We start from the raw sequence: 18619 nt of genomic DNA on the forward strand, positions 1-18619 counted from the left end.
CGGAACCGCACCGCGAGGGGACCGGGAGCCCGTCGTCCAAAGCTCAGGGGTGCGCCGCACGGGTACCGCCGTCGGCCGTCGGCGGTCGTCACCTGTGCGGCGCACCCCTGGGGTACGCGTCGGCGGGATCACCGGCCCCGGCGGCCGGCCCTCCCGCGACGGTGGTCAGCGCACCGGGTGCCCGGCCTCCCGGAGGGCGCCCTTGACCTCGGAGATGCGCAGGTCCCCGAAGTGGAAGACGGACGCGGCGAGCACCGCGTCGGCGCCCGCGTCGATGGCGGGCGCGAAGTCCGCGAGCCGGCCCGCGCCCCCGGAGGCGATGACGGGGACGGTGACATGGGCCCGTACCGCCGCGATCATCTCGGTGTCGTAGCCGTCCTTGGTGCCGTCGGCGTCCATCGAGTTGAGCAGGATCTCGCCCGCGCCCAGCTCGGCGGCCCGGTGAGCCCATTCGACGGCGTCGATGCCGGTGCCCTTCCGGCCGCCGTGGGTGGTGACCTCGAAGGTGCCCGCCGCGGTGCGCCGGGCGTCGACGGAGAGCACGAGCACCTGGCGGCCGAAGCGCTCGGCGATCTCGCGGATCAGGTCGGGGCGGGCGATGGCGGCGGTGTTGACGCCGACCTTGTCCGCGCCCGCGCGCAGCAGCTTGTCGACGTCGTCCGGGGTGCGGACGCCGCCGCCGACGGTGAGCGGGATGAAGACCTGCTCGGCGGTGCGGCGCACCACGTCGTAGGTCGTCTCGCGGTCGCCGCTGGAGGCGGTGATGTCGAGGAAGGTCAGCTCGTCGGCGCCCTCGGCGTCGTACAGCTTGGCCATCTCGACGGGGTCACCGGCGTCGCGCAGGTTCTGGAAGTTGACCCCCTTGACGACCCGGCCGTTGTCGACGTCCAGGCAGGGGATGACGCGTACCGCGAGGCTCACCGCGCACCTGCCCGGTATGCCTCGACCTCGACCTCGACGACCAGGCTCGGGTCGACCAGGCCGGACACGATGATCATGGACGCGGCGGGGCGCACGGCGTCGAACAGCTCCTTGTGGGCGCGGCCGACGTCGTCCACGTCCCGGGCGTGGGTGAGGTACATCCGGGTGCGGACGACGTCCTCGCGGCCCAGGCCCGCCTCCTTCAGCGCCCCGAAGGCGACGTCGAAGGAGGCGATGGTCTGCTCGTACGGGCTGCCCGCCGAGATCTGGCCGTTGACCACGGAGGTGCAGCCGGAGACCAGGACCAGGCCGCCGGGAAGCTCCACGGCGCGGGAGTAGCCGAACTTCTCCTCCCACGGCGCGCCCGTGGAGATGCGGCGTACGGACCCGGTCATGCCGAGACCGCCTTCAGCGCCTCTTCCAGGGTGAACGCCTCGGCGTACAGCGCCTTGCCGACGATGGCGCCCTCGACACCGTCCGGTACGAGCGAGGCGATCGCCCGCAGGTCGTCCAGCGAGGAGACGCCGCCGGAGGCGACGACGGGCTTGTCGGTGGCGGCGCAGACGTTCTTCAGGAGCTCCAGGTTGGGGCCCTGGAGGGTGCCGTCCTTGGCGATGTCGGTGACGACGTAGCGGGCGCAGCCCTCGGAGTCGAGGCGGGCGAGCGTCTCGTAGAGGTCGCCGCCGTCGCGGGTCCAGCCGCGTCCGCGCAGCGTCGTGCCGCGTACGTCCAGGCCGACCGCGATCTTGTCGCCGTGCTCGGCGATGACCTTGGCGACCCACTCGGGGGTCTCCAGCGCGGCGGTGCCGAGGTTGACCCGGCGGCAGCCGGTGGCGAGAGCGGCGGCGAGCGAGGCGTCGTCGCGGATGCCGCCGGACAGCTCGACCTTGATGTCCATGGCGCCGGCCACTTCGGCGATCAGCTCCCGGTTGTCGCCGGTGCCGAAGGCGGCGTCCAGGTCGACGAGGTGCAGCCACTCGGCCCCGGCGCGCTGCCAGGCGAGGGCGGCCTCCAGCGGGGAGCCGTAGGAGGTCTCGGAGCCGGACTCGCCGTGGACGAGGCGGACGGCCTGGCCGTCGCGGACGTCGACGGCGGGGAGCAGTTCAAGCTTCGGCATTACAGCGTCTCGATCCAGTTGGTCAGCAGCTGGGCGCCGGCATCGCCGGACTTCTCGGGGTGGAACTGGGTGGCCCACAGCGCGCCGTTCTCCACGGCCGCCACGAACCGCTCGCCGTGCGTGGCCCAGGTGACCCTGGGAGCACGGATCTTGGCGTTGGTGACTTCGAGGGACCAGTCGTGCGCGGCGTAGGAGTGCACGAAGTAGTAGCGCGCGTCCGCGTCGAGACCGGCGAAGAGCCGGGAGTCCGCGGGGGATTCGACGGTGTTCCAGCCCATGTGCGGGACGACGTCGGCCTTGAGCGGGCCGACGGTGCCGGGCCACTCGTCCAGGCCCTCGGTCTCCACGCCGTGCTCGATGCCGCGCTCGAACAGGATCTGCATGCCGACGCAGATGCCCATGACGGGACGCCCGCCGGAGAGCCTGCGGCCGATGATCCAGTCGCCGCGGGCCCGCTTCAGCCCGTCCATGCAGGCGGAGAAGGCACCGACGCCGGGCACCAGCAGCCCGTCCGCGTTCATCGCCCGGTCGTAGTCACGGGTGATCTCCACGTCCGCGCCGACATGGGCCAGGGCCCGCTCGGCGGAACGGACGTTGCCGAAGCCGTAGTCGAAGACGACGACCTTCTTGTTGTCGCTCACAGCTCGTTCCTCAGTCCCAGAGTCCCTGGATCCGCATGACGCCTGCCACCAGGCACATCACGGAGGCGATCGAGAGCAGGACGATGACGCCCTTGGGCATGCCCTGCTTCGAGAAGGAGTAGACGCCGCCGGCCAGGAAGAGGCCGACGACTATCAGGATGGTGTTGAGGCCGGTCACAGCGCGCCCTTCGTGGAGGGGAGGATTCCGGCGGCGCGCGGATCATGCTCGCAGGCATAGCGCAGTGCGCGGGCGAGCGCCTTGAACTGGCACTCGACGATGTGGTGGGCGTTGCGCCCGTACGGTACGTGGACGTGCAGGGCGATCTGCGCCTGGGCGACGAAGGACTCCAGGATGTGCCGGGTCATCGTCGTGTCGTACTCGCCGATCATCGGCGCCATTTTCTCCGGCTCGGTGTGCACCAGGTACGGGCGGCCGGAGAGGTCGACGGTGACCTGGGCGAGCGACTCGTCCAGCGGGACGGTGCAGTTGCCGAAGCGGTAGATCCCGACCTTGTCGCCGAGGGCCTGCCGGAAGGCGGCGCCGAGGGCGAGGGCGGTGTCCTCGATGGTGTGGTGGCTGTCGATGTGCAGGTCGCCGTCGGTCTTGACCGTCAGGTCGAACAGGCCGTGACGGCCGAGCTGGTCGAGCATGTGGTCGTAGAAACCGACCCCGGTGGCGACATCGACCTTGCCGGTGCCGTCGAGATCGATCTCGACGAGCACGGATGTTTCCTTCGTGGTGCGTTCCACGCGGCCTACGCGGGGGCTCATGCGTCGTGCTCCTTCTTGAGTTCGCGCACCGCAGCGAGGAACGCGTCGTTCTCTGCCGGGGTGCCCGCGGAGACCCGCAGCCATCCCGGTACGCCGTTGTCCCGGACCAGGACGCCCCGGTCGAGGATCTGCTGCCAGGCGATGTGGCTGTCGGCGAAGCGGCCGAACTGGACGAAGTTGGCGTCCGAGTCGGTCACGTCGAACCCGAGCGCGCGCAGCTCGACGACGATCCGGTCACGCTCGTCCTTGAGCCGGCCGACGTACCCGAGCAGCGTATCCGTGTGCTCCAGGGCGGCGAGCGCGGTGGCCTGGGTGACGGAGGACAGGTGGTACGGCAGCCGCACCAGCTGGACGGCGTCCACGACCGCCGGGTCGGCCGCGAGGTAGCCCAGGCGCAGTCCGGCGGCGCCGAACGCCTTGGACATGGTGCGCGAGAGCACCAGATTGCGGCGGCCCTCGATCAGCGGGAGCAGCGAGGGGTGGTGGCTGAACTCGCCGTACGCCTCGTCGACGACGACCATCGAGGGCCCGGCGGCCTGGGCCGCCTCGTACAGCGCGAGGACGGTGCCGGCGTCCACGGCGGTGCCGGTGGGGTTGTTGGGGGAGGTGATGAAGACGACGTCGGGGCGGTGCTCGGCGATGGCCTCGCGGGCCGCCGCGACGTCGATGGTGAAGTCGTCCTTGCGCGGGCCGGAGATCCAGCCGGTGCCGGTGCCGCGCGAGATGAGGGCGTGCATCGAGTACGAGGGCTCGAAGCCGATGGCCGTGCGCCCCGGGCCGCCGAAGGTCTGGAGCAGCTGCTGGAGGACCTCGTTGGAGCCGTTGGCCGCCCAGACGTTGGCGGGGCCGACCTCGTGCCCGGCGGTGCGGGTGAGGTAGCGGGCCAGCTCGGTGCGCAGTTCCACCGCGTCCCGGTCGGGGTAGCGGTTGAGGTCGCGGGCGGCCTCGCGGACGCGTTCGGCGATCCGGTCGACGAGCGCCTCGGGCAGCGGGTAGGGGTTCTCGTTGGTGTTCAGCCGGACGGGCACGTCGAGCTGAGGTGCCCCGTAGGGCGACTGCCCGCGCAGTTCGTCACGGATCGGAAGCTCGTCCCAGGCGTTGCGGGCGGTGCCGGCGTTGCGGGCGGTGCCGCCGGAGCCGTCGGTGCTGTCGGGGCTGCTGGTGCTGTCGGAGCTGTTGTGCGTCACTGCTGCGGAACCTTCCAGCCGAACCTTGCCTTGAGCGCGGCGCCGTGGGCGGGGAGGTCCTCCGCCTCGGCAAGGGTCACGACATGGTGGGTGACCTCGGCGAGGGCGTCGCGGGTGTAGTCGACGATGTGGATGCCGCGCAGGAACGACTGCACGGACAGCCCCGAGGAGTGGCAGGCGCAGCCGCCGGTGGGCAGCACGTGGTTGGAGCCCGCGCAGTAGTCGCCGAGGGAGACCGGGGACCAGGGGCCGACGAAGACCGCACCGGCGTTGCGGACCCGGCCGGCGACGGCCGCGGCGTCGGCGGTCTGGATCTCCAGGTGTTCCGCGCCGTAGGCGTCGACGACCTTGAGGCCCGCGTCGATGCTGTCGACCAGCACGATCGCGGACTGGCGGCCGGCCAGGGCGGGCTCGATCCGGTCGGTGATGTGCTTGGACGCGGCGACCTGCGGGACGAGCTCGGCCTCGGTGGCGGCGGCCAGCTCCGCGGAGTCGGTGACGAGGACGGCGGCGGCCAGCGGGTCGTGCTCGGCCTGGCTGATCAGGTCGGCCGCGACGTGCACCGGGTCGGCGGTGGAGTCCGCGAGGATCGCGATCTCGGTGGGGCCGGCCTCGGCGTCGATGCCGACACGGCCCTTGAGCAGGCGCTTGGCGGCGGCGACGTAGATGTTGCCGGGGCCGGTGACCAGGTTGACGGGGGCGCAGCCGCCCTCTTCCGGGGTGCCGTACGCGAACATCGCGACGGCCTGGGCGCCGCCCGCCGCGTACACCTCCTCGACACCGAGCAGGGCGCAGGCGGCGAGGATGGTGGGGTGCGGCAGACCGCCGAACTCCTTCTGCGGCGGGGAGGCGACGGCGATGCCCTCGACCCCCGCCTCCTGGGCGGGCACGACGTTCATGACGACGGAGGAGGGGTAGACCGAGCGCCCGCCGGGGACGTACAGCCCGACCCGCTCGACGGGCACCCACTTCTCGGTGACGGTGCCGCCGGGGACGACCTGGGTGGTGTGGGTGGTGCGGCGCTGCTCGCGGTGGACGAGGCGGGCGCGGCGGATCGACTCCTCCAGCGCGGCACGGACGGCCGGATCGAGCCCCTCCAGCGCCCCGGTGACCGCGGCGGCCGGGACCCGGATCGAGTCGATCCGCACACCGTCGAACTTCTCTCCCCACTCGATCACTGCCGCGGAGCCACGATGGCGTACGTCCTCGCAGATGGGCCGCACCGTCTCCAGGGCGGCTTCCACGTCGAACTCGGCACGGGGCAGCAGGTCGCGCAGAGCGGCACCCTCGGGGAGGGCCTCGCCGCGCAGATCGATTAGAGAGATCACCCCGCAATTCTCGCAGACCGGCACAGGCGCCGGTCGCCCGTATCACTGGCTGATACCAGCCACGTCCGTCACTGCTGACCATTAGCGTTCACGCCGTCACACAGCGGGAAGAACAGTTGTACGGCATGTGCACAGAGGGGACGGCAGTGACCGAGCCGCATGATGGCGAAATCCCGGACGGCCTCAGCGCAGCGGAGCTGGGTATGTGGCAGTCCTTCCGCAACGGAACCACCTACGATCTGCGCACCCATGACCCGGTGCGCGACGATCCATTCGCACCGCACATCTGGGGACCCGAGCGCAGCGTCGGCGCGCGCACGGTGGCGCGGCTGCTGCTGAGCGGGCCGCCCGCGCGGCCCGGCCGGGTGGCGGCACTGAAGTTACGGGGAGTCCGGATCACCGGGAAGCTGGACCTGGCGGGTGGCCGGGTCGCTCCGTACGTGGAGCTGACGGGCTGCCGGTTCGAACAGGAGGTGGTGCTTCCGGAGTGCCACTTCACCACCCTGAGGATGGTCGGCTGCGCGCTGCCGAGGCTGGAGGCGGCCCGGCTGCACACGGAGGGCGATCTGCATCTGCCGCGCTGCCGGGTGGAGCGCGGCATCCGGCTCACCGATGCCCAGATCGGCACCGATCTGCTGATCAACCAGATCAGCGTCGGCGCCGACCGGAGCGGCCGCGCCCTGGTCGGGGACGGGCTGGGCGTCGCGCAGGACCTCCAGGCCGAGATGGTCGAGGCGCACGGCGAGCTGAGTCTGCGCGGGGCGAAGGTGGGCGGTTCGCTGAGTCTGCGCGGCAGCCGGCTGCGCGCCAAGGACGGGCGGCGGGCGCTGAACGCCCCGCAGCTGACCGTGGAGCGCACGCTCTACATGACCGAGGCGTGGGTGAGCGTCGACACCGGGAACCAGGGCACCACTCCCCCGTACGGCATCGTGTTCGGGCCCACCCCGGCGCGCGGCACCCGGGCCCAGATCTTCGAGTGCCGGGGCGCGGTACGGCTGGACGACGGGCGCTTCGGGGACGCGGTGGACCTGCACAAGGCGCGGTTCGTCCTGGCCCGGCACGAGGAGCTGTCGCTGCGGCGGATCGTCACGCCCGAACTGCGGTTCAACGCGGAGCGCCCGGAGGAGGGCCGGGTCGTCCTGAACGGCGCGAAGGTGGTCACACTGATCGATGTGTCGTCCAGCTGGCCGGGCCCCGGGGGCCTGGCGATGGGCGGCTTCGTCTACGAGAACCTCGTCCCCTACGGGCACTTCCCGCTCTCCCGGCGGCTGGAGTGGGTGCTGGCCGCGACCCCGGAGTACGTCCCGGAGCCGTACGAGCGGCTCGCCGCGGTCCTGCGCAGCTGCGGCGAGGACGCGGACGCCCGTGAGGTGCTGCTCGCCAAGCAGCGGCGCCGCCGCGAGACGCTGCCGACCGCCGCCAAGCTGTGGGGCTTCCTCCAGGACTGGACGGTGGCCTACGGCTACCGGCCGGGCCGGGCCGCCGTGTGGATGGCGGTGCTGTGGGCGGCGGGCGCGCTGGGCTTCGCGCAATACCACCCCGCGGCGATCAAGGGGGACGAGCATCCCCAGTGGAACGCCGCGCTGTACGCGCTCGATCTGCTGATCCCGGTGATCAACCTCGGACAGGACGGTTACTGGCGGACGGAGGGCGGCTGGCAGTGGGCGGCCGCCGCTCTCGTATTCCTGGGGTGGATATTGGCCACGACGGTGGCGGCGGGCGCCTCCCGGCTGCTGCGCCGGGGCTGACGTCCGGGCCGTGCGGGCCGGGGGGAATTCCTTCCGGCACCGCGGTCGAACGGAATGCCGGGGTGCGGCCGGAGTGGCGGGCGGGGCCGACGGGAAAAGGCGGAATCAAGCCAGTGACACCCTTTTCCTTTACCTTATCTTGACTGGGTCCGGTACAACCCATTCACTCGGCACAGAAGCTTCACAGCGCACCTCTGGCGCCGCCCTCACCAGCGCTTTTCAATGGTCTGCACCATGCCATTGCTTCGCGCTCTGCTCAGTACCGCGCGCAGGTTCCGGCACAGCCCCCGGCTGTCCGCCGGACTGCCCGCGGACGACGCGGTGCTGCTCGACGCCCCCGACGAGCGGCTCTCCCCCGCGCTGGTCGCGGCTGCCCTGGGGGACTACGGCCCCGCCGCCAAGCTCCTCGCCACCACCCGTGACGCCACCGACTGGGAGAACCGCGACCGGTATCTCGGCCGGCTCGTCATGTTCGCCCACAACCGGGACGGCTGGCTCATCGACTGGCTGGCCGGCTCGCCGCGCGATCCGGACGCGCTGCTCGTCAAGGCCCAGCTGGCCGTCTTCCGGGCCTGGGAGTCGCCTGCCAGGGCCGAACGGCTGCGCGAGGTCGGCCCGCTGATCACCGCGGCGGCCGACGCCGACCCGCGCGATCCGGTGCCCTGGCGCCTCGCCCTCGACCACGCCCGCGGCACCCACGCCACACACACCGTGTTCGAGGCCCTGTGGGAGCAGGCCGTACGCCGCGCCCCGCACCACTACGGCTGCCACATAGCGGCGCTCCGCTATCTCTCCGCCGCCTGGTACGGCTCGCACCGCGAGTGCTTCGACTTCGCCGAGCGCGCCGCCGAGGACGCCGTGCCCGACTCGCTGGTGCAGGCGCTGCCGGTACGGGCCGCCTTCGCGCTGCTGCTCGACGAGCAGCTCGCCGGACGGACCAGCTCGGTGCTGGAGGAGCGGATCGACCTGGCGGCCGACCTGGCGATCGGGCTCTCGGGCGCGTACCGCCCGAACGATCCGTGGCCCGCCGAGGTCCGCAACCTCCTCGCGTACGTCCTGGTGGCCCGGGGCCGCTGGGAGGAGGCGCTGGAACAGTTCACGCTGATCGGGCCGCACGCGACGTCGTTCCCGTGGTCGTCGGTGTCCGAGGACGCGCTCGGTCTCTTCCTCGAAGCGAGGGACCGCGCACGGCTCCAGGTCGCCTCCTCGACCCCGCTGCGCAACCGGTCCGGTCACGGCCGGCCGCGCGGCCATTACGCTTGACCGTTGTGACCACCGCCCGTCTGCCTCTCTTTCCGCTCAACGCGGTGCTGTTCCCCGGCCTCGTGCTGCCCCTCAACGTCTTCGAGGAGCGTTATCGCGCCATGATGCGCGAGCTGCTGAAGACCGACGAGGACGAACCGCGCCGCTTCGTCGTCGTCGCGATCCGCGACGGCCGCGAGACCGCCCCGACGGCCACCGGCATGCCGGACACGGCCGCCGCGGCACCGGTCATGGAGCGCGGCCCCGCCGACGGCTTCGGCCCCGATCCCGTCCAGGCCTTCCACCGGGTCGGCTGCATCGCGGACGCGGCGACGGTCCGTGAGCGCTCCGACGGCAGCTTCGAGGTCCTGGCCACCGGCACCACCCGGGTCAGGCTGCTCTCCGTCGACGCGAGCGGCCCGTACCTCACGGCCGAGGTGGAGGAGCTGACCGAGGGGACGAAGGACGACGAGGCCGGCGCGCTGGCCGAGGGCGTCCTGCGGGCCTTCCGCGCCTATCAGAAGCGGCTGGCCGGAGCGAGGGAACGGTCACTGACAACGGGCGCGGAGCTGCCGGACGACCCGTCCGTGGTCTCGTACCTCGTCGCGGCGGCGGCCGTGCTGGACGTCCCCTCCAAACAGCGGCTGCTCCAGGCGCCGGACACGGCGACCCGGCTGCGCGAGGAACTGACCCTCCTGCGCAAGGAGACCGCGGTCATCCGGCATCTGCCGTCGCTGCCCGCCGTGGACCTGACCCGCGCCCCCACCCACCCCAACTGATCCCTCAGCGACGGAGGAAACCGCCCGGTGGCGAAGAAGCCGAAGAAGCAGCAGCCGGGCGGTACCCCCGCCACGGTCGCCCTGACGGCGGCGGGCACCGCGTTCACGGTCCACGCCTACGAGCACGACCCGGCCTCCCCCTCGTACGGGGAGGAGGCGGCCGAGGCGCTCGGTGTCTCCCCCGACCGGGTGTTCAAGACCCTGGTGGCCGATGTCGACGGCGCGCTGACCGTCGCGGTCGTCCCGGTCGCCGGCTCCCTGGACCTGAAGGCCCTGGCCTCGGCGGTGGGGGGCAAGCGCGCGGCCATGGCCGACCCCGCGGCCGCCGAGCGCACGACCGGTTACGTCCGGGGCGGCATCTCCCCGCTGGGCCAGCGCAAGCGGCTGCGCACGGTGCTGGACGCCTCGGCACGGACCCATCCCACGATCTGTGTCTCGGCGGGCCGCCGGGGCCTGGAGGTCGAACTCTCCGCGACGGACCTGGCGGCCCTGACCGACGCGGTGTTCGCCCCGATCGGCCGGGGCGCGTAACCCGTCCCCGGCGCCCGCCGGGGAGTACGGGACAGCCCTGCGGGACAAGCCCTGCGGACGGCCTTCACGGCGCCGCCGGCCCCGCCCCGTCCTTCGGCGCGGGCGGCCACTGCGCGGGGCCCCAGTCGGGCTCGATGTCCGACGGCCCGAACATCGCCGTCAGCCCCAGGTGCACGCTCATCGCCGCGATCGGCCACGCCAGCACCGCGCCCACCGCGTGGAGCTCCAGCGGCGCGTCGAAGACCACGCCCTTGCCGACCTCGCGCGCATGGGCGACCACGTCCGAGGTGGGCCCGAACCAGACGCCGACGCGCCACGCCAGCAGCGAGCCGAGCAGCCCGCCGAGCGCCAGCCCCACGACCAGCCAGATGCCCCCGCGGCGGCGGAAGAAGACCACCGCCGCGGCCGTGACCGCACCGAACACGAGTGCCAGCAGCACAAACGTTCCGTCGGCGCCGATGGCCTCCTCGCCCTCGCTGTCCTTGAGGAAGACGGCCGTGTCGTCGGAGATCAGCGGCACTCTCGGTGCCAGCCACAGCCAGAGCAGCCCGAGACCGAGACCGGTCAGGGCCACGAGCACCATGACCACGGCGGCCTGACGGAGCTCCGTGGCCAGATCCGTGGCGTCCGGCGACCCATGGCCGGGCGCGGGATGCGAGCCCGCCGGCGGGGTCTGCCAGGGGTCGTGGGGCGAAGGCTGGTGAGGCGGCGTCAGAGGTGCTGTCACTCAGCCATCGTGCCAGGCTCCCCTGTGCGCCGCCTCACCGGACCGCTTGCCCCGGCTCCCGCGGCCGTACGCGGCCGGTCACCGGCCTCCGGGACACCTTTCAGCGCACCGCGGCGCGGCGGTAGGCCCACGTCGCCACCGCGAGCGACAGCACACCCACGGCCGAGCACACGCCGAGGTCGAGCGTGATCGCGGTCCAGTCCGGCCGGGCGTCGAAGGACCGGGCCAGCGCCTCGACCCCGTACGTGGACGGCAGCAGATCGCGCGCCCACCCCACCGGCTCCGGCATCCGGTCGGCCGGCAGCACACCGAGCAGCAGCGCGGCGGACATGCCCAGCTGCCCGAGCAGCGTGGCCAGCTCCTGGCGCGGCGCGAGCAGGCCGAGGGCGGCCCCCAGACCCGCCAGCGCCGCCCCGGCGAGGGGGATCACGGCGACGAGCACCCACAGATGCGTCATCGGCAGCTGGAAGAGCACACTGCCCGTGACGGCCGTGACGAGCGTGCCGGGCACGGTGAAGGAGGCGTACGCACCGGCCGCCCCCAGCACCACCGAGGCGGGCGGCACCGGCAGCGTGGCGTAGTGGTCGAGCCCGCCGCCGGCCCGCAGCTGGCCGAAGTACTGGGCGAGCAGGTTCAGCGCGACGAACGCCACGACCAGCACACTGGAACCGGCGACGACGGCGCGGGCCTCGGAGCCGCCGTCGACGACCCCGCGCATCAGGATCATGATCCCGACGGACTGGAAGGTCGCCACGAACAGCAGCGGAATCCGGGCGACCCGGGCCCGGGAGAGCTGGGCGCGGTACACCGCGGCCAGTGAGGGCAGCAGCCGGGCGCGCGGCGCGAGCGGGGCCGGCAGGGTGCGGGCGGTGCCGGAAGGCCCGTGCGCCGCCCGGTCCGGGGCGCGCGAGGACACCGCCTCGGCGGGAACGATGCTCGTCACCTGAGGCCGCTCCCCCTCGACACGGCTGCCCGCACGTGTCCCCGCTCCCGTACGTGGAATCTCACGCCTTCACCAGCCCCTTGGTCGCATTGGCCGCATCCCCGCCGAGGGCCAGATAGACATCCTCCAGGCTGGGCGTGGCCAGGGTGAAATCGTCGAGCGCGGCGAAGGCCGCGCCACCGGTCACCGCGGCGACCGCGGCCCGCGCCTCGTCCGGTCCCAGCCGCAGGACCCAGCGCCGTCCGGACTCCTGGGCGACGGCGCGCAGCGCGGCGACCTCCGGGACGTCCAGCGGCGCCCGCTCCCGCCACACCAGCTCGACCCGGACCTCTCCGGCGACCCGCTCCTTCAGCCCGCCGGGGGTGTCGCAGGCGATGACCCGGCCGCGTTCGACGACGGCGACCCGGTCGAGGACGGTCTCGGCCTCGATCACGTTGTGGGTGACGAGCAGGACCGTGACACCGCGCTCGGCCCTGCGCCGGTCGACGGCGGCCCACACGGCGCGCCTGGCGACGGGGTCCATGCCGGTCGTGGGCTCGTCCAGCACCAGGACGGGGCGCTCCCCGACGAGGGTGGCGGCGAAGCAGGCGAGCCTGCGCTCCCCGCCGGAGAGCTTCTTCAGGGGGCGCGCGGCGAGTCCGGTGAGTCCCAGTTCCTCCAGCACGGCGTCGCGCTCGGCGCGGGCCTCCCGTACGGCGAGGCCACGCAGCCGCCCGGTGGTCTCTGCGGCGAGGGACACGGTCAGCTCGTCGAGGGCGGTGGATTCCTGCCCCAGGTAGCCGATGAGGCGGGAGGCCCGTTCGGGGTGGCGCACCAGGTCGTGCCCCAGCACTTCGACACTTCCGGAGTCGGGGCGCATCAGCCCGGTGAGCTGCCGGACCAGGGTGGTCTTGCCCGCCCCGTTGGGGCCGAGCAGCCCGAAGATCTCGCCGCGCCGCACATCGAGGCTGATTCCGTCGGTGGCGCGTACCTCGGGGGTGGCGGGCCGTCCGCGCCGGCCCCGGACGGCGGGGTGGGTCTTGACCAGATCACGCACCGCGCACACGGTTCCGGTGGCCCTCTGTGCCTGTGCTGTGCCCTTGCTCACGAGGTATGAGGGTACGGGGTCGGATGCCCCGGACCGCGTCCGGGGCCGTATCCGGGGCACGGTCCCGCTCCTGGGCCGGGGTGCCCGGTGCGGCCCTCCCCGGCGGCCGGAACGGCCGCCGCAACGGCCGCCGCACCTCCGCTCCACCGGCTACTCCACCGCGGGTACGTGCTCCGCCGCGGCGCGGACGTCGATCTCGCGCCAGAATCCGGCCCGGATCGCATAGCGGTCGTGCTCGTCGATCTGGTCGTCCTTGTGCGCGAGGAGTCCGAAGCGTGCCGCGTACCGCAGCAGTTCACCGTCGATCCGGTGCGGGATGCGCGGGTACATGGTGGACAGCTTCTGCAGGTGCACGGTCTCCGGCAGCCGTTCCATCCAGCGCCGGGCGAAGACCTGGCCGACCTCGAACGGGTCGCCGCCGACGGTGGTGATGTCCTCCTCCCGGTCCGCCCAGCGCTGTTCGGCGCTGGTGAGCTGGGCCAGGGTCGGCAGGGAGGCGGTCTCGGGCGGCTCGCCGAGCGGGCCGCCGCGCTCCACCCACCCCTTGTCGGAGGACCAGCGCAGGGTCGCGTTGGCGGGCGGGGCCGCGGAGGGCCGCTCGGCGTGTGCGCCGGGTGCCCGGAGGGCGGCCAGGTCCTTCGGGGTGGGGACGCCCTTGTGGGCGGGGGCGGGCGGCGCGACGGCGTTGTTCTCGCCGGCCGGCTCCGCGGTGCCGTTGCGGGCGGCGGCGGCCTGGGCCTCGGAGGCGCGCTCGGCGGACGCGGCGAGGGCCGCCTCCGGCAGCGGGGCGGAGAGGATGGCGGCGATCTCGGGGCGCGGGGCGGGCGGCGGGGCGCAGATGCCGCCGGTCTCCTTGGCCCGCACGGCCTTGGTGATCCAGGCCCGGTCGAGCACGCGCCGTTCGTCCGCCTCGGCGACCAGGTCCTCGGACTGGTTGTAGTCGCCGTCGGCGGCCTGAACGGCCCACAGATGGACGGCGACCCCGTGCTCCTTGGCGGACATCAGTCCGGGCAGCAGATCACCGTCGCCGGTCACCAGCACCACATCGGAGCAGGCCCGGTTCCTGGCCAGCTCGGTGAGCTCGGCGTGCATGGCGGCGTCGACGCCCTTCTGCGCCCAGCGCCCGTCACTGCGGGTGAGAGCGCCCAGGCGTACGGTCACACGGGACATCACCCGGAGTCTGCGGTGCTCGGGCTGCGGTACGCGGTCGGGGGCGCCGTCGAACCAGTAGATCCGGAGCAGGGGCTGTTCCGTATCGATCTCGGCACGTTCGCGCAGTCCCTGGATCAGGGCCGCGTGGTCGACGGTGATGCGGGAACGGGCGGGCTCCCCGGCCAGCAGACTCGCGGCTGCGCCCAGCAAGTAGCCGGCGTCCACCAGGACGACGCAACGGTCCACGCGTTCCACCCTCTTCCAGGAATTCGGGAACGGGTTTACTCAGGGTTTCCTTCGAGTCTGCCCGACCGTGAAGGGGTTAACGTCCGGAACTCGATCATCGGCGTGGCGGATCCGGAAAACGGCCGACTGCGGATACTGCTACGCACGGTAATGATCCAACATGCGGCCTTTGCGGTGCTATGTGAGTCTGACAGCGGTCCTGGCCCCACAGGATTCCCCACAGGAGGCATTCACCATGGCCAAGCACAAGAACCGCAAGCAGGGCAGCCAGCAGGATCGCGCGTCCGCCTCGGAGCGCGGCGAGGAGCAGGCGAAGTCCACGGCCTTCGAGTCGCAGAACCAGCCCCAGTCCCAGGCCCAGGGCAGCCCCTCCGATGTCGCGCGCAAGCACCAGCGGCGCTTCGGCCACAACTGACCGGTCATCTCCGGTCCGGCCTCAGGCCCGCAGACCAGGAGGGGCGCCCCGCAGCCGCGGGGCGCCCCTCCCGTCGTGGGTGGCGTCGGTCAGCCGGCCAGGCAGGACGGGCCGAGCAGCACCTTCAGGTCACCGAAGAGCGCGGGGTCGGGCTTCACCCGGTGCCGGTCGAGCCGGAGCACCGTGGTCTTGCGGGGGCCCTGGAGCCTGATCCGTACCTCGGTGTCGCCCCGGTGGCTGCTCAGGACCTCGCCGAGCCTGCTGACCATGGGCGGGGTGATCTTCACCGTGGGGATGGTGAGGACGACCGGCGCGTTGGTCCCGGCGTTGGAGATGTCGGGGACCTGCATCTCCATGGCGACCAGACGCGGCACGTCCTCGCGCTTGTCCAGCCGGCCCTTGACGAAGACGACGGTGTCCTCGACGAGCTGGGTGGAGACCAGCTGGTAGGTGGCCGGGAAGAACATGCACTCGATGGAGCCCGCCAGGTCCTCCACGGTCGCGATGGCCCAGGCGTTGCCCTGCTTGGTCATCTTGCGCTGGAGGCCGGAGATGATGCCGCCGACGGTCACGATGGCACCGTCGCCGTGCTCGCCGCCGGTCAGCTGGGAGATCGACGCGTCGGCCTTGTCGGACAGGACGTGCTCCAGCCCGAAGAGCGGGTGGTCGGAGACGTACAGTCCGAGCATTTCCCGTTCCTGCGCGAGCAGGTAGGACTTCTCCCACTCGATGTCGGAGAACTCCACGTCCAGCCCGAAGCCGGGCTCGTCGCTCTCCTCCTCACCCATGCCGCCGAACAGGTCGAACTGTCCCTCGGCCTCCTTGCGCTTGACCTGCACCACGTTGTCGATCATCGGCTCGTGGTGGGCGACGAGGCCCTTGCGGGTGTGGCCCATCTCGTCGAAGGCACCGGCCTTGATGAGGGACTCGACGGTGCGCTTGTTGCAGACGACCGCTTCGACCTTGTCGAGGAAGTCGGGGAAGGTGCTGTACTTCCCCTTCGCCTTGCGGCTCCGGATGATCGAGTCGACGACGTTCTGACCGACGTTGCGCACGGCGGTCAGGCCGAAGAGGATCACGTCGTCACCCTGGGCGGCGAAGTTGGACAGCGACTCGTTGACGTTGGGCGGCAGCACCTTGATGCCCATGCGGCGGCACTCGTTGAGGTAGACCGCGGACTTGTCCTTGTCGTCCTTGACCGAGGTCAGCAGGGCCGCCATGTACTCGGCGGGGTAGTTCGCCTTGAGGTACGCGGTCCAGTAGGTGACCAGGCCGTACGCGGAGGAGTGCGCCTTGTTGAACGCGTATCCGGCGAACGGCACCAGTACGTCCCACAGCGCCTTGATCGCCGCGTCGGAGAAGCCCTTCTCCTTGGCGCCCGCCTCGAAGAGGACGAAGTTCTTCGCCAGCTCGTCGGGCTTCTTCTTGCCCATCACGCGGCGCAGGATGTCGGCCTCGCCGAGCGAGTACCCGGCGACGATCTGGGCGGCCTTCTGCACCTGCTCCTGGTAGACGATCAGGCCGTAGGTGAGGCCGAGGACCTCCTTGAGAGGCTCCTCCAGCTCCGGGTGGATCGGGGTGATCTCCTGGCGGGCGTTCTTGCGCTCCGCGTAGTTCGTGTGGGAGTTCATTCCCATCGGGCCCGGCCGGTAGAGGGCCGAGACGGCGGAAATGTCCTCGAAGTTGTCGGGCTGCATCTGGCGCAGCAGGGAGCGCATCGGACCGCCGTCGAACTGGAAGACGCCGAGCGTGTCACCGCGGCAGAGCAGTTCGTACGTCTTGGGGTCGTCCAGCGGCAGGGAGAGCATCTCCAGGTCGATGCCCTTGTTGGACTTCACCATCTTGATGGCGTCGTCCATGATCGTCAGGTTGCGCAGGCCCAGGAAGTCCATCTTCAGCAGGCCGAGCGACTCGCACTGCGGGTAGTCCCACTGCGTGATGGTGACGCCGTCGGTGTGCCGCACCCAGACGGGGGCGTGGTCGACGATGGGTTCGCTGGACATGATGACGCCCGCGGCGTGCACGCCCATCTGCCGCACCAGGCCCTCGACGCCCTTCGCGGTGTCGATGACCTTCCGTACGTCCGGCTCGTTCTCGTACATCCCCCGGATCTCGCCCGCCTCGCTGTAGCGCGGGTGCTTGGGGTCGGTGATGCCGTTGAGGTCGATGCCCTTGCCCAGGACGTCGGCGGGCATCGCCTTGGTGAGCCGGTCGCCCATGGCGTACGGGTAGCCCAGGACCCGGGCGGAGTCCTTGATGGCGTTCTTGGCCTTGATCTTGCCGTACGTACCGATCATGGCGACCTTGTCGGCGCCGTACTTCTCGGTCACGTACCGGATCACTTCGACGCGCCGGCGCTCGTCGAAGTCGATGTCGACGTCGGGCATGGAGACACGCTCGGGGTTCAGGAACCGCTCGAAGATCAGCCCGTGCTCGATCGGGTCGAGGTCGGTGATGCCCATCGCGTACGCCACGATCGAACCGGCGGCGCTGCCTCGTCCGGGACCGACCGCGATGCCGTTGTTCTTGGCCCACATGATGAAGTCGGCGACGACCAGGAAGTACCCCGGGAACCCCATCTGGATGATGATGTCCATCTCGTACTCGACCTGCTTCTGCCGGTCGTCGGGGACCCCGCCCGGGAAGCGGCGCTGCATGCCGACCCGGACCTCTTCCTGGAACCAGGTGATCTCGGTGAAGCCGTCCGGGATGTCGAACTTCGGCATGAGGTTCTTCGCCTCGAACATGCCGCCCGTGTCGATCTGTTCCGCGACCAGCAGGGTGTTGGCGCAGCCCTCCTGCCAGGCGTCGGAGGAGTCGACGCCGTACATCTCCTCCGTGGTCTTGAGGTAGTAGCCGGTGCCGTCGAAGCGGAAGCGGTCCGGGTCGGAGAGGTTCTTGCCGGTCTGGATGCACAGCAGGGCGTCGTGCGCCGTGGCCTCGCTCGCGTAGGTGTAGTGCGAGTCGTTCGTCACCAGCGGCGGGATGTCCAGCTTCCTGCCGATTTCGAGGAGCCCGTCGCGGACGCGGCGCTCGATCTCGATGCCGTGGTCCATCAGCTCCAGGAAGTACTTGCCCCTGCCGAAGATGTCCTTGTAGTCGGAGGCCGCCTGGACCGCCTCGTCGAACTGTCCGAGCCGCAGCCGGGTCTGTACCTCGCCCGAGGGGCACCCGGTGGACGCGATCAGACCCTCGGACCACTTGGCGATGGTCTCCTTGTCCATCCGCGGCCACTTCTGCAGCCAGCCCTCGGCGTACGCGTCCGAGGAGAGCCGGAAGAGGTTGTGGAGGCCGGTCTTGTTCGACGCCCAGATCGTCTTGTGGGTGTAACCACCGGATCCGGACACATCGTCGCGCTTCTGGTGCGGCTGTCCCCACTGCACCTTGCGCTTGTGCTTGCGCGACTCCGGGGCGACGTACGCCTCGATGCCGATGATCGGCGTCACACCCGCCTTGGTGGCGCTGTGGAAGAAGTCGTACGCCCCGTGCAGGTTGCCGTGGTCCGTCATCGCGATGTGCGACATGCCCATCTCGTTGCACGCCTCGAACATGTCCTTGAGCCGCGCGGCACCGTCCAGGAGCGAGTACTGCGTGTGGACGTGAAGGTGCGTGAAGGGCGGCTTGGTCACGGCGTCGGGCCTCCGGGAGAACTGGGGATGACGGACAGGGGGGACAGCGGGGAAGTCTACGTCTTGGAGGTGACGGACGAAGGGCACTCCCGGGTACGGTCGCGCGTTGTAGAGGCTGAGGAACGTGTCCTTTTTGTCATGTCCTCAGTCACGTC

Annotated in this window: 18 protein-coding genes; 5 read left to right on the forward strand and 13 right to left on the reverse strand. The window is 71.4% G+C overall.

Annotated features, from left to right (window positions below):
* Nucleotides 1-165 precede the first annotated feature (165 nt).
* Genes hisF through hisD form a run of 8 tightly spaced genes read right to left on the reverse strand, consistent with a single transcriptional unit; the run spans nucleotide 166 to nucleotide 5965 of the window.
* Nucleotides 166-921, reverse strand: coding sequence for an imidazole glycerol phosphate synthase subunit HisF (gene hisF, locus ACIGJO_RS01205; protein ID WP_399950227.1), 756 nt, complete (start codon nucleotides 919-921; stop codon nucleotides 166-168).
* Nucleotides 918-1316, reverse strand: coding sequence for a RidA family protein (locus ACIGJO_RS01210; RefSeq protein ID WP_399950229.1), 399 nt, complete (start codon nucleotides 1314-1316; stop codon nucleotides 918-920). Before ACIGJO_RS01210 ends, hisF begins: the two co-directional genes overlap by 4 nt.
* Nucleotides 1313-2038, reverse strand: coding sequence for a bifunctional 1-(5-phosphoribosyl)-5-((5-phosphoribosylamino)methylideneamino)imidazole-4-carboxamide isomerase/phosphoribosylanthranilate isomerase PriA (priA, locus tag ACIGJO_RS01215; RefSeq protein ID WP_399950231.1), 726 nt, complete (start codon nucleotides 2036-2038; stop codon nucleotides 1313-1315). The genes ACIGJO_RS01210 and priA overlap by 4 nt, the downstream gene beginning before the upstream one ends.
* Nucleotides 2038-2679: an imidazole glycerol phosphate synthase subunit HisH gene (gene hisH / locus ACIGJO_RS01220; protein ID WP_399950234.1), complete on the reverse strand. Its 642-nt coding sequence runs from the start codon at nucleotides 2677-2679 to the stop codon at nucleotides 2038-2040. The genes priA and hisH overlap by 1 nt, the downstream gene beginning before the upstream one ends.
* A 10-nt stretch (nucleotides 2680-2689) precedes the next feature.
* Nucleotides 2690-2857, reverse strand: a complete 168-nt coding sequence (locus ACIGJO_RS01225; protein WP_266929840.1) for a hypothetical protein — start codon at nucleotides 2855-2857, stop codon at nucleotides 2690-2692.
* Nucleotides 2854-3450 (reverse strand): imidazoleglycerol-phosphate dehydratase HisB, encoded by a 597-nt coding sequence (gene hisB, locus ACIGJO_RS01230; RefSeq protein WP_266929841.1) that lies wholly within the window; start codon nucleotides 3448-3450, stop codon nucleotides 2854-2856. The genes ACIGJO_RS01225 and hisB overlap by 4 nt, the downstream gene beginning before the upstream one ends.
* Nucleotides 3447-4637, reverse strand: a complete 1191-nt coding sequence (locus tag ACIGJO_RS01235; protein WP_399950238.1) for a histidinol-phosphate transaminase — start codon at nucleotides 4635-4637, stop codon at nucleotides 3447-3449. Before ACIGJO_RS01235 ends, hisB begins: the two co-directional genes overlap by 4 nt.
* Nucleotides 4634-5965 (reverse strand): histidinol dehydrogenase, encoded by a 1332-nt coding sequence (gene hisD, locus ACIGJO_RS01240; RefSeq protein ID WP_399950241.1) that lies wholly within the window; start codon nucleotides 5963-5965, stop codon nucleotides 4634-4636. Before hisD ends, ACIGJO_RS01235 begins: the two co-directional genes overlap by 4 nt.
* Nucleotides 5966-6111: 146 nt before the next feature.
* Here hisD and ACIGJO_RS01245 point away from each other — a divergent pair, with 146 nt between their 5' ends.
* The 4 genes from ACIGJO_RS01245 (at nucleotide 6112) to ybaK (ending at nucleotide 10265) form a co-directional block, all read left to right on the forward strand.
* A complete protein-coding gene (locus ACIGJO_RS01245) occupies nucleotides 6112-7713 on the forward strand; it encodes an oxidoreductase (RefSeq protein ID WP_399950244.1) in 1602 nt (533 codons plus the stop codon).
* Between the two features lie 222 nt (nucleotides 7714-7935).
* Nucleotides 7936-8976 carry a hypothetical protein gene (locus ACIGJO_RS01250; protein ID WP_329945703.1) on the forward strand — a complete coding sequence of 347 codons (1041 nt, stop codon included), beginning with the start codon at nucleotides 7936-7938 and terminating at the stop codon, nucleotides 8974-8976.
* Nucleotides 8977-8981: 5 nt separating this feature from the next.
* On the forward strand, nucleotides 8982-9734 hold the full coding sequence (locus tag ACIGJO_RS01255) for an LON peptidase substrate-binding domain-containing protein (protein ID WP_399950247.1): 753 nt from the start codon (nucleotides 8982-8984) through the stop codon (nucleotides 9732-9734).
* A 27-nt stretch (nucleotides 9735-9761) separates the two neighbouring features.
* Nucleotides 9762-10265, forward strand: a complete 504-nt coding sequence (ybaK, locus tag ACIGJO_RS01260; protein ID WP_399950250.1) for a Cys-tRNA(Pro) deacylase — start codon at nucleotides 9762-9764, stop codon at nucleotides 10263-10265.
* A gap of 64 nt (nucleotides 10266-10329) precedes the next feature.
* Here the strand turns inward: ybaK and ACIGJO_RS01265 are convergent, their stop codons facing one another.
* The 4 genes from ACIGJO_RS01265 to ACIGJO_RS01280 all read right to left on the reverse strand — a co-directional run bounded on the left by ACIGJO_RS01265 (nucleotide 10330) and on the right by ACIGJO_RS01280 (nucleotide 14429).
* On the reverse strand, nucleotides 10330-10992 hold the full coding sequence (locus ACIGJO_RS01265; protein WP_399950253.1) for an ABC transporter permease: 663 nt from the start codon (nucleotides 10990-10992) through the stop codon (nucleotides 10330-10332).
* A 100-nt stretch (nucleotides 10993-11092) separates the two neighbouring features.
* Complete coding sequence (locus ACIGJO_RS01270) at nucleotides 11093-11935, reverse strand: ABC transporter permease (RefSeq protein WP_399950256.1); 843 nt, start codon at nucleotides 11933-11935, stop codon at nucleotides 11093-11095.
* A gap of 61 nt (nucleotides 11936-11996) precedes the next feature.
* Nucleotides 11997-12980, reverse strand: a complete 984-nt coding sequence (locus tag ACIGJO_RS01275) for an ABC transporter ATP-binding protein (RefSeq protein ID WP_399951659.1) — start codon at nucleotides 12978-12980, stop codon at nucleotides 11997-11999.
* A gap of 192 nt (nucleotides 12981-13172) precedes the next feature.
* Nucleotides 13173-14429, reverse strand: coding sequence for an NYN domain-containing protein (locus ACIGJO_RS01280; protein WP_399950259.1), 1257 nt, complete (start codon nucleotides 14427-14429; stop codon nucleotides 13173-13175).
* A 226-nt stretch (nucleotides 14430-14655) separates the two neighbouring features.
* Here ACIGJO_RS01280 and ACIGJO_RS01285 point away from each other — a divergent pair, with 226 nt between their 5' ends.
* A complete protein-coding gene (locus tag ACIGJO_RS01285; protein WP_266929851.1) occupies nucleotides 14656-14835 on the forward strand; it encodes a hypothetical protein in 180 nt (59 codons plus the stop codon).
* A gap of 89 nt (nucleotides 14836-14924) precedes the next feature.
* Here the strand turns inward: ACIGJO_RS01285 and dnaE are convergent, their stop codons facing one another.
* Nucleotides 14925-18464: a DNA polymerase III subunit alpha gene (gene dnaE, locus ACIGJO_RS01290; protein ID WP_399950263.1), complete on the reverse strand. Its 3540-nt coding sequence runs from the start codon at nucleotides 18462-18464 to the stop codon at nucleotides 14925-14927.
* Nucleotides 18465-18619: the final 155 nt, after the last annotated feature.

Source organism: Streptomyces sp. NPDC079020, from assembly GCF_044542225.1.
In the GTDB taxonomy this organism is placed as follows: Bacteria; Actinomycetota; Actinomycetes; order Streptomycetales; family Streptomycetaceae; genus Streptomyces.